The 26,073-nt window shown below is 62.3% G+C and carries 23 protein-coding genes and 1 tRNA gene; 13 read left to right on the top strand and 11 right to left on the bottom strand.

Annotated elements, in window-relative coordinates; translation table 11 throughout:
- The first annotated feature begins 23 nt into the window (after positions 1-23).
- The 3 genes from F1542_RS02995 to F1542_RS02985 all read left to right on the top strand — a co-directional run bounded on the left by F1542_RS02995 (position 24) and on the right by F1542_RS02985 (position 4,285).
- Complete coding sequence (locus tag F1542_RS02995) at positions 24-2,975, top strand: glycosyltransferase (protein ID WP_193731738.1); 2,952 nt, start codon at positions 24-26, stop codon at positions 2,973-2,975.
- Between the two features lie 45 nt (positions 2,976-3,020).
- Positions 3,021-3,707 carry an NUDIX domain-containing protein gene (locus F1542_RS02990; protein ID WP_193731737.1) on the top strand — a complete coding sequence of 229 codons (687 nt, stop codon included), beginning with the start codon at positions 3,021-3,023 and terminating at the stop codon, positions 3,705-3,707.
- A gap of 215 nt (positions 3,708-3,922) precedes the next feature.
- Positions 3,923-4,285 carry a YidB family protein gene (locus F1542_RS02985; RefSeq protein WP_010509386.1) on the top strand — a complete coding sequence of 121 codons (363 nt, stop codon included), beginning with the start codon at positions 3,923-3,925 and terminating at the stop codon, positions 4,283-4,285.
- Positions 4,286-4,322: 37 nt separating this feature from the next.
- On the opposite strand, the gene F1542_RS02980 is transcribed toward F1542_RS02985, so the two are convergent.
- Positions 4,323-5,168 (bottom strand): N-formylglutamate amidohydrolase, encoded by an 846-nt coding sequence (locus F1542_RS02980; RefSeq protein ID WP_193731752.1) that lies wholly within the window; start codon positions 5,166-5,168, stop codon positions 4,323-4,325.
- Positions 5,169-5,362: 194 nt separating this feature from the next.
- On the opposite strand from F1542_RS02980, the gene F1542_RS02975 reads away from it, so the two are divergent.
- Positions 5,363-5,437 (top strand) — tRNA-Val (locus F1542_RS02975).
- A 328-nt stretch (positions 5,438-5,765) separates the two neighbouring features.
- On the opposite strand, the gene F1542_RS02970 is transcribed toward F1542_RS02975, so the two are convergent.
- Positions 5,766-7,364 (bottom strand): B12-binding domain-containing radical SAM protein, encoded by a 1,599-nt coding sequence (locus F1542_RS02970; protein ID WP_193731736.1) that lies wholly within the window; start codon positions 7,362-7,364, stop codon positions 5,766-5,768.
- Positions 7,365-7,853: 489 nt separating this feature from the next.
- On the opposite strand from F1542_RS02970, the gene F1542_RS02965 reads away from it, so the two are divergent.
- Positions 7,854-8,159 (top strand): plasmid stabilization protein, encoded by a 306-nt coding sequence (locus F1542_RS02965; RefSeq protein WP_193731735.1) that lies wholly within the window; start codon positions 7,854-7,856, stop codon positions 8,157-8,159.
- 138 nt (positions 8,160-8,297) lie between these two features.
- Positions 8,298-9,056 carry a 3-oxoacyl-ACP reductase family protein gene (locus F1542_RS02960; RefSeq protein WP_193731734.1) on the top strand — a complete coding sequence of 253 codons (759 nt, stop codon included), beginning with the start codon at positions 8,298-8,300 and terminating at the stop codon, positions 9,054-9,056.
- Positions 9,057-9,067: 11 nt separating this feature from the next.
- On the opposite strand, the gene F1542_RS02955 is transcribed toward F1542_RS02960, so the two are convergent.
- Positions 9,068-9,715 carry an SOS response-associated peptidase gene (locus F1542_RS02955; protein ID WP_193731733.1) on the bottom strand — a complete coding sequence of 216 codons (648 nt, stop codon included), beginning with the start codon at positions 9,713-9,715 and terminating at the stop codon, positions 9,068-9,070.
- Between the two features lie 208 nt (positions 9,716-9,923).
- Positions 9,924-12,404 carry a TonB-dependent siderophore receptor gene (locus tag F1542_RS02950; protein ID WP_193731732.1) on the bottom strand — a complete coding sequence of 827 codons (2,481 nt, stop codon included), beginning with the start codon at positions 12,402-12,404 and terminating at the stop codon, positions 9,924-9,926.
- A gap of 381 nt (positions 12,405-12,785) precedes the next feature.
- Between F1542_RS02950 and F1542_RS02945 the strand changes: the two genes are divergently transcribed.
- Entirely contained in the window at positions 12,786-13,724 is a 939-nt protein-coding gene (locus F1542_RS02945; RefSeq protein ID WP_193731731.1) for a LysR substrate-binding domain-containing protein, read from the top strand.
- 5 nt (positions 13,725-13,729) lie between these two features.
- On the opposite strand, the gene F1542_RS02940 is transcribed toward F1542_RS02945, so the two are convergent.
- From F1542_RS02940 to F1542_RS02920, 5 genes are all read right to left on the bottom strand, one after another.
- Complete coding sequence (locus F1542_RS02940; protein ID WP_227672425.1) at positions 13,730-15,217, bottom strand: aspartate ammonia-lyase; 1,488 nt, start codon at positions 15,215-15,217, stop codon at positions 13,730-13,732.
- A 310-nt stretch (positions 15,218-15,527) separates the two neighbouring features.
- Positions 15,528-15,986, bottom strand: a complete 459-nt coding sequence (locus F1542_RS02935) for a biotin/lipoyl-containing protein (protein ID WP_193731729.1) — start codon at positions 15,984-15,986, stop codon at positions 15,528-15,530.
- Positions 15,983-17,350 (bottom strand): acetyl-CoA carboxylase biotin carboxylase subunit, encoded by a 1,368-nt coding sequence (gene accC, locus F1542_RS02930; RefSeq protein WP_193731728.1) that lies wholly within the window; start codon positions 17,348-17,350, stop codon positions 15,983-15,985. Before accC ends, F1542_RS02935 begins: the two co-directional genes overlap by 4 nt.
- Positions 17,347-17,787, bottom strand: coding sequence for a biotin/lipoyl-containing protein (locus F1542_RS02925; protein WP_193731727.1), 441 nt, complete (start codon positions 17,785-17,787; stop codon positions 17,347-17,349). Before F1542_RS02925 ends, accC begins: the two co-directional genes overlap by 4 nt.
- Before the next feature lie 5 nt (positions 17,788-17,792).
- The gene (locus tag F1542_RS02920; RefSeq protein ID WP_193731726.1) at positions 17,793-18,548 is read right to left on the bottom strand and encodes an SDR family oxidoreductase; all 756 of its coding nucleotides are present in this window, start codon (positions 18,546-18,548) and stop codon (positions 17,793-17,795) included.
- A 356-nt stretch (positions 18,549-18,904) separates the two neighbouring features.
- Between F1542_RS02920 and pxpB the strand changes: the two genes are divergently transcribed.
- The 6 genes from pxpB to F1542_RS02890 all read left to right on the top strand — a co-directional run bounded on the left by pxpB (position 18,905) and on the right by F1542_RS02890 (position 25,119).
- A complete protein-coding gene (pxpB, locus tag F1542_RS02915; RefSeq protein ID WP_193731751.1) occupies positions 18,905-19,585 on the top strand; it encodes a 5-oxoprolinase subunit PxpB in 681 nt (226 codons plus the stop codon).
- Positions 19,582-20,592, top strand: coding sequence for a biotin-dependent carboxyltransferase family protein (locus F1542_RS02910; RefSeq protein WP_193731725.1), 1,011 nt, complete (start codon positions 19,582-19,584; stop codon positions 20,590-20,592). The genes pxpB and F1542_RS02910 overlap by 4 nt, the downstream gene beginning before the upstream one ends.
- On the top strand, positions 20,589-21,356 hold the full coding sequence (locus F1542_RS02905; RefSeq protein ID WP_193731724.1) for a LamB/YcsF family protein: 768 nt from the start codon (positions 20,589-20,591) through the stop codon (positions 21,354-21,356). Before F1542_RS02910 ends, F1542_RS02905 begins: the two co-directional genes overlap by 4 nt.
- Positions 21,357-21,528: 172 nt before the next feature.
- Complete coding sequence (locus F1542_RS02900; RefSeq protein WP_193731723.1) at positions 21,529-22,452, top strand: DMT family transporter; 924 nt, start codon at positions 21,529-21,531, stop codon at positions 22,450-22,452.
- 80 nt (positions 22,453-22,532) lie between these two features.
- The gene (locus tag F1542_RS02895; protein ID WP_193731750.1) at positions 22,533-23,780 is read left to right on the top strand and encodes an MFS transporter; all 1,248 of its coding nucleotides are present in this window, start codon (positions 22,533-22,535) and stop codon (positions 23,778-23,780) included.
- Between the two features lie 136 nt (positions 23,781-23,916).
- Entirely contained in the window at positions 23,917-25,119 is a 1,203-nt protein-coding gene (locus F1542_RS02890) for a pyridoxal phosphate-dependent aminotransferase (protein ID WP_193731722.1), read from the top strand.
- 8 nt (positions 25,120-25,127) lie between these two features.
- On the opposite strand, the gene F1542_RS02885 is transcribed toward F1542_RS02890, so the two are convergent.
- Together F1542_RS02885 and F1542_RS02880 are read right to left on the bottom strand one after the other, a co-directional pair.
- Positions 25,128-25,448 carry a hypothetical protein gene (locus F1542_RS02885; protein ID WP_193731721.1) on the bottom strand — a complete coding sequence of 107 codons (321 nt, stop codon included), beginning with the start codon at positions 25,446-25,448 and terminating at the stop codon, positions 25,128-25,130.
- Positions 25,430-26,073, bottom strand: a 644-nt coding sequence (locus F1542_RS02880) for an ABC transporter ATP-binding protein (protein WP_193731720.1), incomplete at its 5' end; no start/stop codon positions are given. The genes F1542_RS02880 and F1542_RS02885, both read right to left, overlap by 19 nt.

Here is a 26,073-nt window from a genome sequence, read left to right as displayed (position 1 = left end):
ACAGAACAGGGACAGGATGCACGATGGCTGTTTCCCCGAACAATGCGGAAATGGCTGATGAATGGGCCATGTTCGATCCCGCATGGTACCGCGCCCGTTACGCGGCGATGCTGGACCTTATGGACATTCCCGCGCAACAGGCACAGGAATTCTATGACACGCATGGCGCTGCGCTGGGTCATGCGCCCAACCCCTTTTTTGATGAGGCATGGTACCGCGCCACCTATCCCGATGTCGCGGCACAGGTGGCGGCCGGCACATGGCGCAGCGGGTTCGACCACTACCTGAACGCGGGCGCGCGCACCCATAACCCACACTGGCTGTTTGATGAACGCGCCTATCTGGCGGCCTGTCCCGACATAACCCCCGCCACGCTGGACGCGGGCGGATACCGCAACGCCTATGACCATTACCTGCGCGCGGGTGATGGGGAAATGCGCAGCGGGTCATGCTTTTTCGACCCCGAAACCTGCATTGCCCTGCTGGCGGAATGCGACCGCGGCGGCACGCAACGCCCCTTTGCCACATACCTGCGACACGGCATGGACGCGCTGCCATGCCGCAGCCTGTCGCTGTATTTCGATGCGGAATGGTACGTGCAGGCCTATCCCGAAGCCCATGCGGAAATCACGCAGGGCCTGTGGCGCAGCGCCCTGCATCATTACCTGTGCAACACCACGCCGCAGGCGTTCGACCCGGGACCGTTCTTTTCTGAATCCTTCTACGCCATGGTCAACCCCGACGTGCAGGCCGCGATCGAGGCCGGGGCCCTGCGCAATGGCTACGCCCATTTCCTCAGCGACGGGGTGCATGAACAGCGCAAGCCGTGTTCCACGCTGGATCTTGCGCAGTATATGCGCGACCCCGGCGTGCAGGCCGATATCGCCCGCCGCCGCGCGCGTGACGGTCTGGGCCATTACCTGGCCGCCCGCCCCGACCTGAAGCCACCGCCGCCGCCGCAGGTCACGGAAAACCAGGCCCGCGCCCTGTTCCGCCACATGTGCGCCGCCCGCCTGCCGCTGCTGCTGGATGGCGGGATTGATTTCACGACCGACGCCCCCCCTGCCCTGAGCGTCATTATCGTGGCGCATGACCAGTTTGAACTGACCATGTCCACCCTTGCCTCGCTCCGGGCGAATTACCATGGGCCGATGCAGGTGGTGATGGTGGATTCCGGATCACGTGACGGCGTGGCCCGTATCGAGGACCATGTGCGCGGGATCGAGGTGCTGCGCTTCGCGGGCAATATCGGCTTCGTGCGTGGGTGTAACGCCGGCCTGCGCCGGGTGCGCGCACCTGCCACGCTGTTCCTCAATAATGATGTGGACCTGCAATACGGCGCCATTGCAAACGCCCTGTCGCGGCTTGTGGCGGATGAAACGACGGGCGCGGTCGGCGGACGCATCATCCGCACGCACGGCATGCTGCAGGAAGCAGGCAGCATGATCTGGCGCGACGGATCGGTGCAGGGCTACATGCGCGACGCCCACCCCTGTGTGCCCGAAGCGGGGTTCGTGCGCGCGGTGGATTTCTGTTCGGGCGTGTTCCTGATGGTCCGGACCGAAGTGGTGCAGGTGCTGGATGGTTTTGATGAAAGCTTCGCGCCCGCCTATTTTGAGGAAACCGACCTGTGCGTGCGTATCCAGGCGCTGGGGTACCGGATCCTGTACGATCCGGCCGTCTGCCTGGTCCATTATGAATGCGGCACGTCGGACGGGGCCAGCGCATCGCGCCTGATCGCGCGCAACAGCGACCTGTTCATCCGCCGCCACACTTCCGGCCTGCGGCGCAGGCTGCTGCGGCATGCACCGAACGAGGCCCGCGCGCGCCATGCCGATGACGGGCGGCATATCCTGTTCATCGAGGACAGGCTGCCGCTGCGCCATCTGGGTTCGGGCTTTACCCGGTCGAATGACATCGTGACCACGTTGGCCGGCCTTGGCTACCACGTCACGATCTATCCCATGTTCCGCCCGATCGAGGACGCCGCGACGCTGGCCGCGGCCTTCCCCGAGGATGTGGAGGTCATCCATGACCGCGAGTTGCCCGACCTGCCCGATTTCCTGCGCGCGCGCAGCGGGTGTTTCGATGCGATATGGATCGCCCGCACCCATAACGCCGCCCGCGTGGCCAGTATCCTGAACGACGCGGCGTCGTACATTCCTGCCGGGCGCATCGTGGTCGATACCGAGGCACTGGCCGCCTGCCGGGACATGGAATACGACCGCCTGCACGCGATCACGCCCCTGCGCCCGCTGGGCGCGCGACTGGCGGATGAACTGCGCCCGCTGTTCCTGGCGCAGCGTGTGGTGGCGGTCAACGCGGCGGAGGCCGACCTGCTGCGTGGCGCCGGATTTGATAACGTGTCGGTGCTGGGCCATGTGCAGGTGCCGCGTGCCACCGGGCCGGAATGGGCGGCGCGGCGTGATATCCTGTTCCTTGGCGCGGTGCATGACATGGCATCCCCCAACCTTGATTCACTGGCATGGTTCAGCGGGCAGGTCCTGCCGCTGCTGGTGGACCAGCTGGGGCCTGACATCCGTTTCAGCGTGTGTGGCCATGCCAGCCCGCGCGTTGACCTTGGCCCGCTGCGCCACCATCCCAACGTGCGCATGCTGGGCCGCGTGGCCGATACCGCCCCGGTCTATGACCACCATCGCGTATTCGTTGCCCCCACCCGTTACGGCGCCGGCATTGCCTACAAACTGCATGAAGCCGCCGCCAACGGCCTGCCGGTTGTCGGGTCGCCCCTGTTATGCCGGCAGGCAGGCTGGCGCGATGGTCAGGACATGCTATGCGCCAGCATTACCGATCCCGCGGATTTTGCGCGGCAGGTGGTCCGCCTCTATCATGACAGGACATTGTGGGACACAGTGCGCGACAATGCGCTGACACGCATCACAACCGAACATGCCCCGCTGGATTACCGCAACGCGGTAGCCGCAATCATGGACACCGTATTCATGCAAGGCTAGCGGCCGGGCCTGTTTCCGGCGCCCAACCGACAGGAACCGGATACCATGGACCAGACGGACATTATTTCCTTCGCTCCCGGCATTGACGCCGCCCTTCAGGCGCGCGTGCTGGCCGCGCCGCATTTCCGGCGGTGGTATGACGGGATGCGCACGCGCTTTACCCTGCGTCATGTGCTGGTGCGCGACGCCATTGCCTTTGACGCGCAACGCATGGGGTTCATACTGGTCGAAGCCGACGCCCTGCATGAAGGCAACCCCGTGCCGGGACTGGCCCTGCTGCGCGGGGATTCCGTATCGGTGCTGCTGGTGCTGAAATGTCCGGGCTATCCCGACCGCACCGTACTGACATGCGAGGCACGGGTACCCGTGGCGAAACCTGACCTGCTGGCGCTGCCCGCCGGGATGCTGGACGGTGGCGCGTTTGTCAGCACCGCGGTGCGTGAACTGTCGGAAGAAGTCGGCGCCGACCTGCAGGTGCGCGCGCAGGATCTGGTGAAGCTGACCGATGTCTGGCTGTCCCCCGGCGGCTGTGATGAGGCAATAGGCCTGTATTATGCCGAACTGAACATAAACGAGACGCTGGCCAAGGCCCTGCGCGACCGGCAGACCGGCGTTGCACGGGAACATGAACACATCCACCTGCGGGTCATTGACCTGTCGGCGGTGCCCGATATTGGCATGACGGACGCGAAAACGTTGCTTTCATGGCACATGTACCAGGCCCGTCGGTAAGCGCCGCTTTTTTTGTTGACACAACCCCGTGAGGACAATCATAAGGGTCGGAAGCAGACTGCCTTGTGCAACTGCTTCTTGGACGTTTCCTCCCTAAACTCAGCGGTGCATATGCACCGCTTTTTTTTGGCCCGTCTTATATAAATTTCCTATAACTGTATGTCGTGTAGTATAGTCGGGTCCCCACACATACGAGAGACGGGAAAGAGAGCAGAATGAGCGGTATCTTCAATGACGTCATGGGCAAGCTGAATGACCTGGCGGGCGCATCGGGCCTGTCGCAGCAGGTGCATTCCTACCTGTCGCAGCTGCTGACGCCCGCGACCATCGGTTCACTGGTAACGCAGGCGGAACAGGCCGGGCTGGGGGACAAGGTGCGTTCGTGGATCGGAGATGGCCACAACCTGCCCATCTCCACAGATGAACTGCGCAGCCTGCTCAGCAGCCAGCAGGTTCAGGCCATGGTGGACAAGACCGGCCTGCCGGCCGCCACCATCCTGCCGGTTCTGGCGCACCTGCTGCCCGAAGCCGTCAATACCCAGACACCGCAGGGCGCGGTACCCACCAAGACTGCCTGATATGCGACAGGGGCCGGGTATCATGCCCGGCCTTTTTTCATTCCGCCGCCTGCTGCTCCAGCATGCCGCCATACTGTACCAGGCGGTCCACCAGATCCCCCAGCACGACCTGCAATGCCGTAAAGCCCGCATGGGGGGCGAGTGTATCCTGATCCATGTACAGCGCCCGGCAGATTTCCAGCTGCAGCGCCTGCACGCCCCGGCGCGGGCGGCCGTAATGCCGCGTGACGTAGCCACCGGCAAACGGGACATTGCGCGCGACACTGTACCCATGGGCCAGCAGCGTGCGTTCCACCAGCGCCGTCAGTTGCGGCGAACACGCCGTGCCCCACGCATTCCCCAGAACAAAATCCGGCTGTGCGCCCCGCCCCTTCAGCATGGGCATGGAATGGGCATCCAGCAGGATACAGCCGCCATGCCGTGCCACATTGTCGGCCACAAGACCGGCCAGCGCATCATGATAGGGCTGCCAGCAGGTGCGGATGCGGGCCTCGGCCTCGCTGAAGGGCAGCGGGCGGGGATAGATCGGCCCGTCATGGGAAACAATGCGCGCGATCGTGCCAAAGCCCGCCCGTACCTTGCGGCTGGTGGTATTGCACCAGTCAGGCAGTTTTTCACGGAACATGGTGGGGTCAAGTTCCCATGCCTCGCGGTTGGCATCGCAATAGGCACGGGGAAAGGTCGCGTGCAGTAATGTCGCACCCCGCCCCGGTGCGGATGCGAACAGCTGATCCACGTAACAGTCCTCGCTGCGGCGCAGGGACCGTGCATCCAGCCGCGACATACGCAGGAATTCCGCCGGATAATTCCGGCCCGAATGTGGCGACGCCACGATGACGGGCGTCCCCGCCCCATCGGGGTGGTGGATATGAAACGGCGGCATGGCGGGGTCCGTCACGGCGTTTTTGCCGCGGGTAACGGCCACGGACAGCCCCGGATGGCCACAGGCGGGAAAGCAGTACAGCACATGCCTGCCATAGGGACAGGAGGCCGGTTTGCGGTCAATGCGATTTTTTTTAAAACAGGGGTTGCATCCCCCTGAAAGGGCAAGTAAAAGCCACCTCACCGGAGCGGTTAGGGCGCATAGCTCAGCGGTAGAGCACTACCTTGACATGGTAGGGGTCACAGGTTCAATCCCTGTTGCGCCCACCACCGCTCCGGTCAGAACTCCCATAAAATCAATATGATGCGCGATAGTCTCCCAGCAGGGGTAAGCTTGCGCCCGTCTGTCAGGGGCCATGGAAATCCGTCCGCATGCATGGAATTCCCGTGAAGCCGTTCTGGCCTTTGCCCCGTACACTTCTTCCTCGCCGCGCCTGAGCGCATATTATGGGATGCCGCGAGCGGGAACGGACGTGGTGATCCTGCCCATCATCAGGCAATGATGCCTTACCCCATCCCCCAGGCTTCAACTGCGGTGGAGGCAGGCCGACTTCCCTGCCCCGCTGGCAGCGGGTTTTTACACCCGCGCCAGACCGGATCAGGCGGGCACAAGCTCCGCCTCGACAGGCCGCATGACAGGCGGGGCATGCCAGCGGCCCTGGTCCACATCCGCGATCTCGCGGTCAATCTCGGCAATGACCTGCCGCGAAAACGGGCCAAGATGCAGGTATAGCGCGCTGGTCATCACCACATAGGGCAGCGCGCGCGGGTTATGCAGGGCGCAATCCAGCATCATGCGCCAGAACTGTCTGGCTGTTCCCGGTCCCGCGCGGTGGATACGGAACATCAGCCGGACAAAGCTGCGCAGGTCGCCCTTTATCATCCGGTGCGCGCGCCCGCGCTTCAGCATCCGGCCCAGCCCGCGGACACGGCCGAAATAGGCGACCGGTTCATAGATGGCCGCAAGCACCGTCCTGTAATCGTTCAGCACGTCGCGACGCGGGCGGCTGGTGGCGAAATTCAGCCCGGCCGTACACTGGTCACCCGACTGCGTCTGTTCGCTGCCGGAAAAAAGACGGCCTTCCGCCAGCAGGCGGCGCGTCAGCTGCGTCGTGGGCAGGGCATAAAGCAGGCCGACCATGCAGACCGGGATCGACGTATCCTCGATACAGTCGATCATGCCCTGGGCAACGCTGCCCTTTTCACTGTCGAAGCCCACGATGAAGCCCGCATTGACGAAAATCCCGGCCTTGTGGATTGTCTCGATACTCTGCTGCAGGCTACGCCGTGTGTTCTGCTTTTTCTGCATCAGCACGAGGGAGTCCGTATCCGGGCTTTCGATACCGACGAATATGGCAAAGAAATTCGTGTCCGACAGGCTGCGCAGCAGGTCTGGATCATCCGCGAGGTTGATGGAGGCCTCGGTCGAAAATTCGAAGGGAAATTTCTTCTCATCCTGCCAGCGTTTCAGGTCGGGCAGGAATTTCTTCAGCGCCTTCTTGTTGCCAATCAGGTTGTCATCAACAAAATCCACATGCCCGCGATAGCCAAGGGCGTACAGGGCATCGAGTTCGGCCATGACCTGTGCATTGGTCTTGGTGCGCGGCACCCGGCCATACAGTTCGATAATATCACAGAATTCGCAACTGAACGGGCACCCGCGCGAAAACTGGACGCCAACATGCAGGTACTGGTCCAGCTTCAGCAGGTCAAAGCGGGGCAGCGGGCTTTTGGTGACATCGGTCTTGCCCATCGGCGCTTCGAACACGCCCTGCCGGTCACCGCGCCGCCAGGCGGCGATGAAATCGACCATGATTTCCTCGGCTTCGCCCAGGACCTGAAAATTCGCATCACTGTAAAGCGCGGGGCTGGATGTGACATCGGGGCCGCCAACCACCACCGGTTTGTCACAGGCACGGCACATTTCGATAATGCGGAGGGCATCGTTACGCTGCGGCAGCATGCCGCCGGTCATCACGATATCAGCCCATGCGAAATCCGCATCATCCAGCTGTTCTGTATTGCGGTTGACCAGCCGGATTTCCCAGTTTTCGGGCAGCAGGGCCGCAACGGTAATCAGGCCGAGCGGTGCGGCCGGATAGCGCGCACCGGCCAGATCACAGGCTTCCTGATAGTTCCAGAATGAATTGGCGTTGAAGAGCGGGAAGATCATCAGGACCTTGCAGGTATCGGTCATTATGATGAAATTCCTTGATCTGCCTCCCCTTCATGATTGAAACGGCCTCCCTGGCTGGTGGCAGGGCGCATGCGGACGGACTGATCCATCTTTGTTGGAATGGCTCTATTCCGGCGAACGGTCGTCATGTGGGTCTTCCATCTGGATGAAGGGAGTCTGTACACCTCTTGCCCCACAATAGCGATAGAAGAGCATTTGCAATGTCGGATAGCCACTTTGCAAAATGTAACAGAAATACGAAAACCCCCGTCGGCCCTGCCTGACACGCCGGTGCCCGATGCCTGCCCCGCGCGCATCGCGGCGCGCTTTTATCCATGATGCCCGATGGACAGACCGCCGCGTCCGGGTCCACGGCATGCCCGGCGCGGGCCGATATGATGCGTGGGGCAGGCAAATTTTTTCCATGGTCCGGCATTGTCACACCGAAGGGCCTTTGGCCGCATGGGGGACGGAACGCCCCGCCAGCCACCTGGAACAGGAGCATGGATCATGCCGCGTGGTGACAAATCCGCCTACACGGACAAGCAGAAACGACAGGCCGAACATATCGGGGAAAGCTACGAAGCCCATGGCGTCAGCGCGGACGAGGCCGAACGCCGCGCCTGGGCCACCGTCAACAAGGAGACAGGGGGCGGCAAAAAAAGCGGTTCAGGCCGGGGCCACGCCACAACGCACGAACCCGCGCGCAGGGGCGGAAAGGCCGGCGGGGCGGCGTCGGCGCGCCGCACGGCGGAAGAACGTTCGGCCTCGGCAAAAAAGGCGGCTGAAACCCGCCGGAAAAACGCGGGAAAGTAGACCGTACCCGTGGCGCATGCCGACACCCGGCATGGCGGGTCCGGGTACCGGCCATGGCATGGCACGGTTTTCGACAAGGCCCGGACAGGCCGTATAATGCAGCCCCCTGCCCTGCACACGCCTGGAGACCGGAACGCCATGACACCAGATACCCGCACGCCGATCGACAATACCCTTTCCGGCCGTGTCGCGATCGTAACCGGCGGATCACGCGGGATCGGTCGCGCGGTGGCCCTTGCCCTTGGGCGGGCGGGGGTGCATGTCGCCGTCAATTACCATTCTGATGAAGCCGCCGCCCGCGAAGTCTGCGCCAGGATCGAGGCCATGGGGTCCCGTGCGGTCGCCATCCGTGCCGATGTGGGCGAAGCGGATGATGTCGCAGCCCTTGTGCGCAAGGCACGCGATACCCTCGGTACCGTGACAGTTCTGGTCAATAACGCCGGGATTTCCCGTCTGGTGCCGCTGGACCGGATTGAACTGCAGGACTGGAACGACCTGCTGCGCACCAACCTGACATCCGCCTTCCTCATGACACAGGCCGTCCTGCCCCCGATGCGGCAGGCGCGGTGGGGCCGGATCATCAACATGTCATCCATCGCGGCACAGACTGGCGGCGTGATCGGCCCGCATTATGCGGCATCCAAGGCGGGCATGCTGGGACTGACGCATTCCTACGCCAACCTGCTGGCGCGTGAAGGCATTACAGTCAACGCGATCGCACCCGCGCTGATCGAAAGTGACATGATTGCCAACAATCCCGCCATACGTCCCGACATGATCCCGATGGGCCGGTTTGGCACGGCGGATGAGGTCGCGGACCTGACGGTCGCGACGCTGCGCAACGGCTATGTCACGGGGCAGACAATCAACCTCAACGGCGGGTGGTACATGAACTGACCGCCCGGACCCTATCCGTGCGACAGGGGCGCAGGCACGACCGTCAGGACACCATCGTTCAGCGGGCGCTGCAGGCGCAGGGCCTCGGGTGCGGGCGCATTCATCCATGTATCCAGTTCATCCGGCGTGGTCAGGATGACGGGCATGGCCCTGGGGTGGATTGATCCCACTTCCCGATTGGCGGCAGTGGTCAGGAATCCGAACAGGTCATCCGTCGTCTCGCCATCCGCCAGCCTGCGCACCGATGTCCACTGGCACCAGACCCCGGCAAAGAAAGCCAGCTTCACCCCGTCGGTACGGGCGAACCAGACCGGCCTGCTGGTTCCATCGGGCTGGCGTTCCGGCTCAGAAAAGGCCGTAAGCGGTACAAGGCAGCGATACGCGACCCCTTCCCAGCGTTTCCACCATGCTGATGCCGGATTGCGGATATTGGTCACGCCCCGGTCGACACGGCGCCCCTTCAGGTAATTCGGCGGCGTGGGCATACCCCAGCGCGCCATGACCAGTTCGCGGCCGCCAGACGTGTTGCGCACGATTGGCGCCAGGGTATTGGGCCAGATATCGGGCAGAGGCGCCAGGTTGCCGGTACGGTCCGTCATGACCCGCGCTGCCGCACGGACCGCCTGCTGCCCGGCTGTCATGGCATAAAGGTTGCACATTTCCGCTCCTCCCCATTTTTCACCATAACGCCCGCGGGACCGCATGGATATGCGCCGGGGTATGGGGGAAACGTGAAGCATGGTGGGCTGGCGCCCCGATACCGCCCCGCCGGAACAGGTCAACGGCCCCCCTTCCCGACCGTTCGGGAAAGGAAGCCGTTACCATCAGCCATGTCCGGTCATGACGTTGCCTGTATGTCAGGCCGTATCAGAAATCGAGGGACGTCTTGACGTAATACATCCCGCCATTGAACCCATAGGGGGAATAGGATGCATATTTCGCCAGTCCCTGCTGCGAATTGGCGATCGCGCTGGAAATGCGGGTCGGGTACTTGTTGCCAAGGTTGTTGGCGCCGACACCGATGGTCCACCGCGGAATGGGCTTGTAGTCCACTTCCAGGTTGGTGATGAAGGCCGGGTTCTGTTCAAACGGAACGGAACCGGGACCGGTCGGGGCCGCCATGTAGGTGATGGAGCCATAACGCATTTCCTGCAGGAATACCGACCATTTCTTATACTGCCAGTTCACGCTGATCTGCTCGCGGTTCTTGGGCGCGGAATGCAGGACCATTTCCTTGGTGTATTCGTTCACCAGGTTGTTGCGGGCGGAACGGATCTCGTTATCGGAGAAGTTGATGCCCATGGCGAAGCGGAACTTGCCAAAGCGGTGCGTATGCAGCGTGTAATCTGCGCTCAGGTCACCGCCGAATGTCTGGGTGTTGTACAGGTTGGCATAGTATGACAGCGACGTTGCGCTGGAAATATTCGCCGCTGCCAGCAGTTTTTCCAGTTCGGTATCATTGGCATTGACCGTATAGGATTTCGTGCTGCCCAGGCGGTCATTGATCGCGATGTAGTACAGGTTGCCCGTGATGTGGAAGTCATCAACCGGCGTCGCATCCAGCCCGATCGTATAGCTGCGCGAATACTCGCCCTTCATGGTGCCGGCACCCAGGTATTTGGCAACGGCGCTGTTCGCGGGCACCTGGTCCACGGTGTAACCGGGATAGGGCGCTGAATAGAAATAGGACATTTCACCCAGCGTGGGCGGCCGGTAGCCGGAATTGATGTTGGCGCGGATGGCCCAGCGCTTGTTGAAGTTGTAGCGCGTGCCGATGGACCCGGTCTCGACAGTGGCCAGGTTGTTGTAGCTGTCAACCCGACCGCCCATCGTCCATTCCCACTTCTTGGTGATGTAGAAATCAAGGTTGACGAAACCTTCATACACGTCACGGTTCTGGTTCGTGACCGCCATGGGTACGTTACCGGGGTGATCGGTTGCCCCCTGCCCGCCCCATGATGCGGTTTCACCCTGCGTCATCTGGAAGGTATCGTGACGGTATTCCGCGCCAAATTTCAGGTTGATGTCCTTGGGCAGCAGGCCGGTGTGGAACGAACGCGATCCCCGCAGCCCCGTCGTCAGTTCGGACGAAATCGACTCACCATCATAAAACGATGTCTGGGTGGGGTCATAGACGTAGGATCCACCCGACATCGTGGCGTTTTCGGAATCCTTGGTACCGTATTTCTGCTGGTCACGGCCATAGGTTACGTACGCATCCCACGCGAAACCGAATTTGCGCGCGCGGATGCCGTTATCCGTCTCGAAATCATACTGGTCCATGGTGATGTAGGGCTGGTCACCATTGGGGTAGAGCGACGGGTTGATCCATTCATCCGCCCCTGAATTGGCGCGGTATGTTTCAGGCACGTTGGCGCGACGGTGCGAGAAGGTGGACGTGCTGTAGAAGCTGAACCCGTGCGCGAAGGGAACGGACATGTTTTCGCTCAGCGTCTCAAGCGTGGACTTGGGCAGGCCCAGGCCACGCTGCACGTTACGGTCCGCCGTTGCATTGCGCGTGGCATCGGAAAACAGGGTGCCATAGAAATCACCGCCGCGCGTCGTGGGCAGCTGGTGGGTGACCTGTGCCGCAAGGTCAAGGTAGCCGCCCTTGTTACCCAGCGCCATGGCATAGCTGGCCGAACCATCCAGCCCCTGCCCGTCGCCCGCGTAATAGCCGCTGTTCTTGAAATTGACGGTGCCGCCATGCGTGTCACGCTTCAGCACGATATTGACCGCGCCGGCAATGGCGTCCTGACCGTACAGCGCGGACGCGCCTTCGGTAATGACTTCGATATGGTCGATCGCCGTGATGGGGATAAGCGAGATATCGGCCGGTTCACTGCCCCAGTTGGTGCCCGCGTTGGAATTGAAGTTGGCACCGATATGGCGGCGATGGCCGTTCACCAGGATCAGCGTGTCATCAGGCGACTGCCCGCGCAGCTGCATGGTCTGGACAAAGGAGCTTGCGCCACCACCGGGCAGGGCGGCTGTGGTAATGGCGGGGTTGGCCTGCGCCAGCGCGGAAAGCACATTGGTCTGGCCGGTCTTGAGCAGTTCCGCACCGGTCACGACCGTCACCTGCGTGGTGCTGTGGCGCGCTGCCCCCGGTGAGAAGATGGAGTTGGTCTGGTGGCCACCCACATGGATCACTTCCGGCTGGTCGGACGCGCGCAGCGCCGTGGGCGTGGCGTGCTTTACGACCGTCGTCTTTTTGGTGGGGGCAACCCTGTAATGTTTTTCAGGGGATGAAACGGCTGCCGTCGCGGCTTCACCCACAACCGGTACGAACGTACCGAACGCGACCCCAGCCACCAGATATAACTTCCGCTTTGATAGGCCTGACATCTGCCTTCCCCCCCTGAAAACGCGAACCGGACGTTTGGTAACGAATATGTGCAAGGTTATGATGCGCATTCGTTACGATGTGGCGTCATATGGATTATTGATATGTTCAGGGACGGCTGCGGTTCTTATTGGGGTTTGATGAATTATATAACTGAAAATGCTTCAGTTTTTTGGACCCGTCGCATTTTGGACACTATACATCGCAAGTATCAGGAATCCTGTTTCGAAAACGGATCAAGCCGTCATGCCCCGCCCCTGCGCGCACAAAGCGTTCATTTGCCGAAACGTTCCGTACGCACATGACAATATATTGACAATTCCAGAAATATCCCTATTATCAATGGAATAAAGCCCAAGCCTATAATATTTATGGAGTTCCAGTTGGATATACGGCGACTGCAGGCTTTTATTAAAATCATCGACCTTGGCAGCATTTCCCGTGCGGCTGACCTGCTGAATATTGCACAGCCCGCGTTGAGCCAGCAGCTGGCCACGCTTGAAAACGCCTTCAAGCAGAAACTTGTCATCAGAAGTAAAAGCGGCGTCACACCCACCACGGCAGGGTCGGAACTGTACCGGCACGCGCAGACCCTGACCAAACAGTTCGACCGGGCCATGGTTGAAATAACCCAGGGGGCCGGACCGCTGGTGGGCAAGGTATCGGTCGGGCTGTCACCCTACAGCGCGGGGTCCACGCTGTCGGTCAAGCTGCTGCAGCGCGTGCGCGCGTGCCTGCCCAACATCACGCTGCACCTGACCGAAAGCTTTGATGACATCTACAGTGAACTGATCATGACCGGGCGGCTGGACATGGCGGTCATCCACGGCGCGGGACCGATCAAGGGGGTTATCTTCACCCCGCTGATGAAGGAGGAATTCTTCCTGCTCGCCCCCCACGGGCTAGAATTCCCGCAGGATGAAACCGGGGCGGTGCAACTGGTGGACATAGCCGACACGCCCCTGCTCCTGCCGCCCAGGCACAACTTTGTCCGCAAGAGCGTGGACATGGCCTTCATGCGCAAACAGCTTGAACCGCGCATCGTTGCGGAAATCGAGGCACTGATTACCTTGCAGGGCGCGATAGAGGAAGGCATTGGCAGCACCATCCTGCCATGGTCCGTCGCCAGCCGTATTGTCGTACCGGGACGTTCGCGCATTTACCCGCTGCGCAACCCGGTCATTCAGGAAGACGTGTCACTGTGCGTTCCTGAAATCATTCCTGAAACGGAAGCGTCCGTCGCGGTGCGCGAACTGCTCATTGAACTGGCCCAGGCCATGGCCGCCTCGCATAACTGGCCCGGCGCCCAGCCTTTCGGCTGACGGGTTCAGCCCGCCCGCCCGACATTGGGGCGGGTCAGCGCATCGGGGCGCAGCAGGGCCGCAAGCCGTTCGGGGGAAAGCAGGCCGTCTTCCACGATCAGGTCCGTCACCCTGCGGTTTTCCGCCAGCGCGCGCTTGGCAATGGTTGAACACGTATCGTAACCCAGCACCGGCACCAGCGCCGTGATGATGCCGATATTGATGTCCGACAGGTACTGGCACCGCGCCCGGTCAACGGTAATACCGTTGATGCAGCGCGTGGTCAGGGTTTCGATGGCGGCACGCAATGTCCTGATGGATGTAAACAGGCAGTAGCCAATCATCGGTTCAAACGCATTCAGCTGCAACTGCCCGCCATCGGCACACATGGTAATGGTCATGTCATGGCCCGCGACCAGATAGGCCACCTGATTGACGGCTTCGGGTATGACGGGATTGACCTTGCCCGGCATGATGGATGATCCCGCCTGCACCGCCGGCAGCACGATTTCACCCAGTCCCGTGCGCGGCCCGCTGGACAGCAGGCGCAGGTCGCTGGACATCTTTGACAGTTTCAGCGCCAGGCGCTTCAGCACGCCGGAAAACAGGACAAAGGCGCCCACATCCGATGTCGCCTCGATCAAATCTGGCGCACTGGCCATGGGTCGTCCGGTCAGGTGGCGCAGTTCCGTCATGACGGTCGATGCATAACGCGGATCGGTATTCAGTCCCGTCCCGATGGCCGTCCCACCCAGATTGACCTGCTCGAACGCTGCGGCATGGGTTTTCATACTGCTGATTTCCGTGGCGATGGCCGTGCGGAACGCCCCGAATTCCTGCCCCACGGTCATGGGTACGGCATCGCGCAACTGCGTGCGGCCGACCTTCAGGATCGCGCCAAACGCTTCCGCCTTTTCACCCAACGCCCCGTGCAGCCCCTCAAGGGCGCGCACCAGCGGGTCAACCGCCAGCAACAGGCCCAGACGGAGTGCTGTCGGATAAACGTCATTGGTGGACTGCGCCATGTTGACATGGTCATTGGGGTGCAGCACCGCATATGTGCCCGGCTTTTCCCCCAGCAGCCCAAGGGCCACATTGGCAATGACCTCATTGGCGTTCATGTTTGTCGATGTGCCAGCCCCGCCCTGCATGGCGTCCACGACAAACTGGTCATGACAGGCGGGATTTTCCAGTATCCACCGGCATGCGCCCTCAATGGCGTCGGCGCGCGTGCGATCCAGGTAACCCAGCGCAAGATTGGCCCGGGCCGCCGCCTGCTTGACCGTCACCAGTCCCTGCACCAGTTCCCCGAACGTGCCAACCGTCGTGCCGCTTATGGGAAAGTTATCCAGCGCGCGCTTTGTATGCACGCCCCACAGGGCACCGGGGGGAATGATGACCTCGCCCAACAGGTCGCGCTCCGTGCGCTGACCGGGCACTGCCGTCCCCGGCTTCACGGGCCGGGCCTGGCCTGCGGGGGTACAGGTCGCGGCGTCTGGTGCCGAAGGGGGCATATTCATCATTTCAGCCTATGCAGGTTAAAAGATTGCCTTGAAACAATCTGTTGATGAAACAATAAAAGTTTCCGGATGCCGTCTTTTTTCAAAAAGGCTGCATTCTTCGAAGCTTTTTGAAAAAAGCTTTACCAAAAACGTTCTTATGATTGTGGGATCTTTACTGACCCAAACCGGACCAGCGCCCGCAATAACGGCACCATCCACGAAGTCCCGTGCATGCTGCCCACATGTCACGTCAATAAAACAGCACGCCCGACCGCGCCGAATACTGTTGCCCGTATGGCGCACAGTATTCGGCCGGTGTGTATCAGTCGGGCTGGATGTGCATGACGGTCGCGCCATATCCGACCAGCGCGCCGGGCTGTCCCACAACATCCACCACCGTGCCTGCCACCGGCGCGATAACCGGCACCTGCAGGCTGTCCAGTGTCAGGAGGGCAACCACATCCCCCTGCGCCACCCCTGTCCCCACCGGGGCAAAGGGCGTATCGCGCGACGGATGGGTCAGGCACAGGTGACCGAAATAGGGCGTTTTTACCGCAACATGCCCTGCCCCGGCATCCTCCTGCGGGGCCGCGGCCTGCGCTGCGGGCGGGGCCGTGCCTGCCTGTCCCACACGGATGCGCAGCTTCAGTCCCGCCGCCTCATTCGTCAGTTCCAGACTGTCCAGCCCCGCCTGCGCCAGCCATGTCGCCATCTGCGCGATCTGTTCGGGTTCGGGCAGGCGGTCAAAGTGGGGCACCAACTGTTCGGACCGGTTGTTCATGGGGCCGTCCTCTGTGCAAGCCAGCGTTCAAGATAGTGGATGTCCACCCCGCCATGCCGGAAATCCGGGTCCGCCAGCAGGTCACGGTGCAGGGCGATATTGGTTGACACCCCTTCCACCTTCATTTCCGCCAGCGCCACCTGCATCCGCGCAATGGCTTCGGCACGGGTTGCGCCATGGCTTATGATCTTGCCGATCAGCGAGTCATAATAGGGCTGCACCGTATAGCCCGCGACAACATGCGTATCGACCCGGATACCCGGCCCACCGGGCAGGTCCCAGCGCGTGATGGTACCCGGCGAGGGCATGAAGGTGAACGGATCTTCCGCATTCAGGCGGCATTCGATGGAATGCCCCAGCAGCGGAATGTCCGACTGCGCGATATCCAGCGCTTCGCCCTGGGCCACGCGCAACTGCCCGGCCACGATATCGATGCCTGTCGTTTCTTCCGTAATCGGATGTTCGACCTGCACGCGGGTATTCATTTCGATGAAGGCGAACACGCCGTCTTCATACAGGAATTCGAACGTGCCCGCGCCACGGTAGCCGATACGGCGGCAGGCTTCGGCGCAGCGTTCGCCAATTTCGGCAATCGTTTCGGGTGCGATGCCGGGGGCGGACGCCTCCTCCAGCACCTTCTGGTGGCGACGCTGCAATGAGCAGTCGCGTGCCCCCAGCCACAGTGCCGTGCCGTGCGTGTCACACAGCACCTGTATTTCGATATGGCGCGGCTTCTGCATGAAGCGTTCAAGGTACAGCGTCGGGTTGCCAAATGCCTGCTGCGCTTCCTTGGCGGTCAGTGTGACGGCCTGCGCCAGGTCGGCCTCGCGCTCGACCACGCGCATGCCGCGCCCGCCACCACCGCCCGATGCCTTGACAATGACCGGGAAGCCCACCTGCGACGCAATGGCCTTCACCGCGTCCATGTCCGCGGGCAGCGGCCCGTCCGATCCCGGCACGCACGGCACGCCCGCGTCGCGCATGGCGCGCTTGGCGGTAATCTTGTCGCCCATCATGCGGATCGACGCACCCGTCGGCCCGATGAAGGTCAGGCCCGCTGCCTCCACCGCATCGGCGAAATCGGCATTTTCCGACAGGAAGCCGTAACCGGGATGGATGGCCTGCGCCCCGGTCAGGCGGGCGGCCAGCAGCAGCCCGTCAGCATCCAGATAGCTGCGCGCGGCGGCGGCCGGGCCGATGCACAGGGCGATATCGGCCTCGTGCACATGGCGGCTGTCGGCATCGGCTTCGGAATACACGGCCACCGTCTCCAGCCCAAGCTGGCGGCAGGCACGTTGGATACGCAGCGCGATTTCGCCACGATTGGCGATCAGCACCCGGTTGAAACGTGGGGTCTCACTCATGCCAGCCGGAACAGGGGGGTCCCCGCCTCCACTTCGGTGCCGTCTTCCACCAGCACGGCGGCGATCCTGCCAGCCTGCGTGGTGCGGACAGCGTTGAACACCTTCATGGCCTCGACCAGTCCCACTTCCTGCCCGGCCTGCACGTCCTGCCCCACCGTGACGTAGGGCGCCGCACCGGGCGATGGCGAGAGATGGAACACACCATAGGACGGGGCCGTGATGACGGCGTCCGCCACGGGCGCTGCCGGCGCGGGGGCCGTGGCCACAGGCGCACTGCCCGTGTCCACGGCGGCGATTGCAGGTGCGGGGGTTGCGGCAGGCTGCGTGCCACCACCACGGGCGATGCGGATACGGCAGCCACCTTCCTCAACCTCAAGCTCCGTCACCGGGGCATGGGCCATAAGGTCGATCAGCCGCCTGACATACGTGAGATCCACCAGTCTTACGCCGCGCCGGACGTCTTCTTGGCGAAGTTCAGGCCGCCCACCACCTGCATGGTCGGCAGCACTTCCATGAAGCTGACATTCATGCGCTGCGGCGCCATGACGGCAAAGGCGACGGAGTTGGCGATGTCTTCGGGCAGCAGGGACTCATATTCATCGAAAAAGCGCTTCTTCGCTTCTTCCATGTTGCCGATCAGGCGACCGAACACTTCGGTTTCGCACCGCGCGGGCGAGACCTCGGTCACGCGGATGCGGTGGCCGAACAGGTCACAGCGCAGCTGCTGCGACAGCGAATGCACGCCGGCCTTGGTGGCATGATAGACCGTGTTGCCGCCCGCAAAGGCATAATGCCCGGCAATGGAGGTGATGTTGACGATATGCCCGCGGTCACGTTCGATCATGCCCGCGACCACCAGCCGGGTCAGCTGCAGCACCGCACGCAGGTTCACGTCAACCAGCGCATCGATATCTTCCGGCGTGGTATTGGTGATGTTGCCCGTGCGCGACTGTCCGGCATTGTTGACCAGGATGTCGATTTCCAGCCCCTTGACCAGCGCCTCGATCCCCGCCTGGTCGGATACGCTGACGGCATGCACGACGCAGCCGGTTTCCCGTGACAGCTGTTCCAGTCGCGCCGCGTCACGCGCCAGGGCATGCACCTCGATCCCTTCTTTTGACAGGCGGCGGACGATTTCCGCGCCAATGCCGGAGGATGCGCCGGTGACGAGGGCGGTACGGTACGGCTGGTTGCTCATGGTAAGAAAACCCGATCCTGAACAGAGAAACTAATCCCACCCGGCCCCACAACGGATCCCGGATGCTCAGCTATTCACTACATGCTACCGACCCCGTGCCGCCAGCGCCAAGAGCACTTCGTTCTCACGCCATAACAATATACGATGGCCCGGCTATCACCCTGATCCATAAGATTATCCAATAGCCATACAACCAGAATTGCACTGTTCATCGTTACGCAAACGGCCATAATTTGCACGTCGGCACCAGATGCCGCGAAACCTGTATTATCATGGTTCAGGCCCGATACCGGATCCTGTCATTTTCCGGGATATGACCAGCACTGTTCCAGGGACTGTGTATTTTGAACACGGATATGAAGAACGACGTGGCGCGCGACACCCGTGCAGCACCCACCATCAGCATGATCGGCACCCGTGCCATGCTGTTCGAGGCGCCGGGGGATTTCACCATGGCCCACCAGCGCCGGATCTGGGCACTGATGGACGCGGCACAGGCACGGCCCGATGTGTGCGAACTCATTCCGGGCGTGACCAACCTCATGCTGATCTTCGCGGCACCCCCCGGCAGCCCGCAGGCCGTGGCCGACTGGCTGCGCCATGCATGGGACACCCTGCCCGAACGGCATATCGAAGGCCGCCTGTTTGAAATCGGCGTACGCTATGGCGGTGAACTGGGCAATGACCTGGCCGCTGTCGCCGCCCATGCGGGCCTGCCGCCCGAAGAGGTCATCGCCATTCACCACGGCAGTGAATACACCGTCTGCGCCATAGGCAGCGCGCCGGGCTTTGGCTACCTGCACGGGCTGGACCCGCGCATCGCCACCCCGCGCAAGACCGTGCCATCACTGAACATGCTGGCCGGGACCGTCACCATTGGCGGCATGCAGGCGGGCATTTCCGCGCTGACAGGGCCGAACGGGTGGAATTCCATCGGCTATACCGACATAAACCTGTTCGATCCCGACAGGCAGCCGCCCGCCCTGTTCGCCATTGGTGACCGTATCCGCTTTTATCCCGAAAGCATCGCGCTGTGATTACCATCCTTGAAACATCCGCCCTGAACACGGTGCAGGATCTGGGCCGCCCCGGTTACCGCAACCTTGGCGTGGGCACATCGGGCGTGATGGACACCCTTGCGCTGCGGGTGGGCAATATCCTGCTGGGCAACCCCGTGGATGATGCCTGTATCGAACTGCAGACCTATCCCTTCGTGCTGCGCTTTGACGCACCGGCCAGCCTTGCGGTGACAGGCATTGACGCCGCAATCGAAATCGATGGCCGCACCATGCTGCCATGGATGGTTGAAACCGTATCGGCGGGACAGGTGCTGCGCGTGGGGCCACCCAGGTCGGGCGCGCGCGGCTATATCTGCATCGCGGGCGGGATCGAGGTGCCCGTGGTGCTGGGATCGCGCAGCACGCAGCTGCGTGGCGGCTTTGGTGGTCTGGACGGTCGCCCGCTGGAAGCAGGCGATACGCTGAAAACCACGGGGGCCACGCTGGATGTGTCGGGTTACGGCGCCCTGCCCCCCGCAACGGTGCTGGATGCCGTGTCCCGCGAGGATGATGCGAAGGTCATCAGCCTGCGCGCGATGCCGGCGACCGATTACGAACTGTTCACCCCTGAATCCCGGCAGCGCCTGTGGGATACCCCATGGCGCATCACACCGCAGAGCAACCGCGTGGGCTACCGCCTGTCGGGCGCGCCGCTGGAACTGCACCACCGGGTTGAACTGCGCTCCTACGGTGTCATTGCCGGTATCGTGCAGGTGCCACCGGCGGGCGAGCCGATCGTGCAGTTGGCCGATGCCAATACCGTGGGCGGCTATCCCCGCATCGCCACTGTGATCGAAGCCGATCTGTGGCGGCTGGCGCAGGCGCGGATCGGCACGCGCATCCGCTTTCATGAATGCAGCTTTGCCGAAGGGGTCGCCGCCATGCGGCCGGTCGATGCCTACCTGGACGACCTGCGCATGATGGTCGCCCGTTACCGCACATCCGCGCGCTGCCGCGCTGGCATCAAGTCTGGAGACAAGGCATGAAGATCGACCTCAATTCCGACATGGGCGAAGGCTTCGGCCGGTGGCGCATTGCCGATGATGACGGGCTGATGGATACCGTGTCTTCGGCCAATATCGCCTGCGGGTTCCATGCCGGTGACTACGCCATCATGGACCGCACCGTGCAGATGGCGAAGGAAAAGGGCGTTGGCATCGGTGCCCATCCCGGCCTGCCGGACCTTATGGGTTTCGGGCGGCGCAACATGGCCGTGTCGGACGCGGACATGGAATCCATGATGTGCTACCAGATCGGCGCGTTGCAGGGCATTGCCGCCCGCCATGGCCACCGTGTCACCCATGTCAGCTACCATGCGGCGTTCGGCAACATGGCCAATGCGGATGAAGCCCTTGCCCTGCGCCTGACGCGGGCCATTGCCGCCCTTGACCGGAACCTGAGTGTATTCTGCATGCCCGGTCAGGCGACCGAGCGCGCGGCGGAAAAAGCCGGGCTGCGGGCACGGACGCTGTTCCTGGCCGATCGGGCCTATACCACGGCGGGCACGTTGGTGCCGCGTGGGCAGCCAGGGGCGGTCATTCACGACCTGGCGGGCGTGCGCGCACGTGTAAGGCAGTTCCTGCAGGACGGGTCGGTCACGACCATTGACGGCAAGCGCCTGCCGGTAAAGGCCCGGTCCATTCTGGTACACAGCGACACGCCGGGGTCACTGGAACTGGCGCGCGCCATCCGTGCGGAAATCGAGGCCAGTGGCGGCGTGCTGACGCCTGCCTGCCAGCTTGGGGACTGATCCGTCCCCTACCCATAAGAATTTCTTATTGCGCCGCAACGAACTCCTATGACCCGGGATGCGCCCCATGCGTTACGGTGTCGTAACGTGAAAACAGGCGGGGATGACCGGCCAGACTGATCTTTCATGAAGCGCGCTCCCGTCCATGTCGTGCAGTTGAGGTACGGACAAAATGAAGCATGACCTGAAACGTGGTGCCCTTCTTCTGGCATCGGCAACATTTTTTACCGCCGCCCTCAATGCCCTGCAGAAACTGACCGGGTCGTCGCTGCCCGCGCTGGAAATCATTTTCTTCCGCAACCTGTTTTCCCTGCCCTTCGTGCTGCTGATCGCATCGCGCACGGGCATTGTCCTGAAAACACGCCATTTTGGCGGTCATGTCCTGCGTTCGGTCGTTGGCCTGATCAGCATGATCATGGTGGTGATTACCGTGACGCGCCTGCCGCTGGCTGAACAGCAGGTGCTGTCCTACACGCAGCCGCTGTTCCTGGTGCTGCTGTCCATTCCGCTGCTGCATGAACGGCCGTCGCTGCAGCGCTGGATCGCGGTCTGCCTGGGGTTTTCGGGCGTGATCGTGGTCGCCCTTGGCAAGGGGCTGCTGCATGGTGCGGGCGGCGCGGTGCCCGGCTGGGCCTATTTCGTTGCCCTGGCGCAGGGCGCGGTGGGGGCGCTGACCACCATGCAGATCCGCCAGCTTTCGGCCACGGAATCCAGCACCACCATCGCATTGTGGCAGGCAATCCTGATGACGCTCATGACCGCGCTGCCCCTGCCCTTCATCTGGACCACACCCGGCATGACCGAGGCCGCATGCCTTGTCGCCGTCGGTGCCTTTGCAGGGATCGCGCAGGTCCTGCAGACCGAGGCCTTTGCCTCGGCGCAGGTGTCCGCCATTGGCCCCTTTGCCTATTCCGGGCTGTTGTGGGCGGCGCTGATCGGGTGGTTCGGGTTCGGTGAAATACCCGGCGTCGCCATGGTGATTGGCGGGCTGCTGATCATCGGCTCCGGCGTGTGGATGCTGCGCCATGACCGCCCCGCAAAGCAGAAAGCCGTGGCGGAGGGCACGATGGACGCGGCCACCGGCACCCCACCATGAGGCACGGTCCACGCATGGCGGTCCCCACCCAATCGTAATTCACGGCACACCAGGAGTCCTACAGCGTGACAACAGGTGAAATGACCACCGACGCACGAAGCGGGCGTGCCATTCCGGCCCGCTACGTGTTTTTCTTTCTTGTGTTCCTGATGTACGCCATCAGCTATGGCGACCGTGCCGCGCTGTCGATTGCCCTGCCTTCGATGGGCAGGGAGTTTTCCCTTACACCGGTGCAGATGGGCTGGGTTTCATCCAGTTTCCTGTGGTCGTATTTCCTGCTCAACCTGCCATCGACCATCGTGCTGGACATGGTGGGCGCGCGCGCCATCGGCAGTTTTGCCGTGGGCATATGGTCTTTCGCCATGCTGCTGGGCGGCATGGCGCAGAACATCACGCAGTTCCTGCTGACGCGCGTGCTGCTGGGGGTGGGCGAGGCACCGACCTTTGGCGTGGGGGCCACCGTGGTGCGCAACTGGGCGCAGCCACGCGAACGCGGGTCGGTCATGACCGTGCTGCTGACGGGCATGCAGCTTGGGCTGGCCGGTGGCACGATCGCGGGGGCGTACCTGATTACTTTTTTCGGGTGGCGGTGCGAATTCATGGCGCTGGGCGCGGTGGGCATCGCATGGGCGCTGGTGTGGTGGCTGGTGTACCGCAACCCCGCACGGAAGGCCGATGCCGCGCCGCGCAGGCCCATCACCGTGCGGGAAATCAGGAACCTGTTCCGCTCGTCGTCCTTCCTGGGGATACTGGTGGTGCAGTGTACGCAGAATTACCTGAATTTCCTGGTCATGTCGTGGATGCCGCTGTACCTGATCCATGAACTGCACATCAACACCACCGGCACCGGCAACAGCACGGCCCTGTGCTATCTGGCCGCGGCCATTGGCGCGGTCGTTATCGGGCGGGTGCTGGAACATGTGGTCTTCCGCAATGGCATTCATCCGCCCTCCCGCCGTTTTGTTGTCGCCACCTGCCTGATCGGTGCCGCCACGATCGGGCTGCTGCCGCAGTTCCATACGATGATGCCCATCCTGCTGGTCCTGTCGGGTGCGCTGGCCTGCCTTATGGCGGCCAATGGCGCCAATACCGCGCTGCTGACCGACATGGTGGAAGATGGCCAGAAAATGGGCGCCGTGACCGGCGTGACGCTGACATGCAGCAATTCGCTGGGGCTGCTGTCGCCCATCCTGACCGGATATATCGTGGCATGGACCGGCAGTTTTGACATGGCGTGGTATATGTGCGCCGCCGCGCTGGTCATTGCGGCCGGGCTGTCGCTAGCCATGGTGCGCAACCCGATCCGCATGGATGGACAGGCGGGGTAAGGCGCAATCCGGCCTTCATAGTATTGTTGTATGGGGCCAGATGATTTTCGTCGGTATCTAAGCCGCGTCGAAACGATTTACGATGCGGTGTGAGCATTGTGTCCTGTTACATGAGTAGAAGTGGAGAGAACGTCTGATGCCTGGGTTTGCGGATCGACTGAATGGAATTGGGATTTCGGCTTCCGCCGCGATGACCGACAAGGCATCGATGCTGAAGGCGGAAGGGATGAAGATCGTCAGCCTGTCATCAGGCGAACCCGACTTCCCCACCCCCGAACATGTCGTGGACGCCGCGATTGCCGCAGCACGCGCGGGTGACACCAAATACCCGCCGCAGGATGGCAAGCCCGCGCTGAAAAAGGCGGTGCAGGGCAAGTTCCAGCGTGAAAATCACCTTGATTACGCACTGGATGAAATCCTGGTGGCCAACGGCGCCAAGCAGATCATCTATGACGCCATGATGGCCACCATCAACCCCGGTGACGAGGTGGTGCTGCCCACACCAAGCTGGATCAGCTATGCCGATATCGCCCGCCTTGCCGGGGCTTCCATCGTGTCCGTGGCCTGCCCCGCCGAAGGGGGCTTCCGCCTGTCGGCCGCGGCACTCGAAGCCGCGATCACGCCAAAGACCAAGTGGCTGGTCCTGAACTTCCCCGGCAATCCCACCGGTGCATGCTGCCCGCGCGCGGACATGGAAGCCATCGCCGCCGTCCTGCTGAAACATCCGCAGGTCTGGATCATGACCGATGACATCTACGAACACCTGATCTATGACGGCTTCACCTTCTGCACGATCGCCGAGGTCGAACCACGGCTGAAGGACCGTGTCCTGACCGTCAACGGCGTGTCCAAGGCCTATGCCATGACCGGCTGGCGCGTCGGCTACTGTGGCGGCCCCCGCGAACTGATTGCGGCCATGAACAACATGCAGGGCCAGTCCACCAGCGGCATCAACACGCTGGCGCAGGCCGCCGCCGTGGCCGCGCTGAACGGCCCGCAGGATTTCCTGAAGGACCGTGCGGCGGAATATCAGGCGCGGCGTGACCTGGTGGTCTCCCTGCTCAACGCCATTCCCGGCGTGCAGTGCCATACGCCGCAGGGTGCGTTCTATGTCTATCCCGATATCAGCGGGTGCATGGGCAAGACTTCGGCCGGTGGCCGCCTGATCGCGACAGACGCCGATTTTGTCATGGCGCTGCTGGAAGAACAGCAGGTGGCGTCCGTGCAGGGCGCGGCCTATGGCATGAGTCCGTTTTTCCGTATTTCCTATGCCACAAGCACGGATACCCTGCGCGAAGGATGCCGCCGTATCGCGGCCTTTGTGGATGGGCTGAAGTAAAAAACCGTCTAAAAAACAGTTTGTTTATAAAAATAAAGGTTTTCGGGCGCTGCCTTTTTTGAAAAAAAGCGGCGTTCCTTTTGAAGCTTTCCGCAAATCGCTTTACCGAAAACTTCCATTGATTTCAAAGCACTGTCATGAATTGACTTTTCAAACAGTCTATAAGGGCGGGAGCCATATGCATAAAAAAGCCGGGGCATCGGAATGGTGCCCCGGCTTTTTTTATGGTCGTACGGTTGCGTTGCGCGGGAACAAGGCAAAGGCGCACAGGATCGCGCGCGGGTAATGGCCACTGGGAAATCATGCACGATCAGCGGCACAGTGCCCATGGCAGGACGGCCCCGTCCACCCGCCGGGCCGTGACCCCGTAAACCGTGCGCATGATGTCATCATCCAGCACCTGCGTGGCCGGGCCATGACGGATGACGGCGCCCTTGTCCATCAGTACCAGTTCATCACAGAACCGGGTTGCCAGCACCAGGTCATGCAGTACGACGACAATGCCCTTCCCCTGCCCCGCCTGCTGGCGGAAAAGCTGCATCATCGACAGGGCATGCGCCGGGTCGAGTGCCGCGATCGGTTCATCGGCCAGTATGACCGGCGCATCAGTGGCCAGTGCGCGCGCCAGGTTCATGCGCGCCCGTTCCCCGCCGGACAGGTGGCTGGCCGGGCGCGCGCACAGGTCCAGCAGGCCGGTGGCGCCCAGGGCATACGCCACCGCCGGGTGATGGGCGGCATGTGCATTGACCTGCCCATGCGGCAGACGGCCCAGTGCCACCAGCGCGCGCACGGGCATGGGGGGTGGCGTCCCGCCATCCTGTGGCACGAAGGCAAGCTGCCGGGCGCGTAATGTCGGGCTGATCCGGCTCATGTCATCGCCCAGCAGCGTGACATGCCCGCAATCAGGGGGCTGCAGCCCCGCCAGCATGCGCATGAACGTGCTTTTCCCCGCCC

It is taken from the genome of Komagataeibacter sp. FXV3 (assembly GCF_015155755.1).
GTDB lineage: Bacteria > Pseudomonadota > Alphaproteobacteria > Acetobacterales > Acetobacteraceae > Komagataeibacter.
This window is presented reverse-complemented; position numbering and strand designations above follow the sequence as displayed.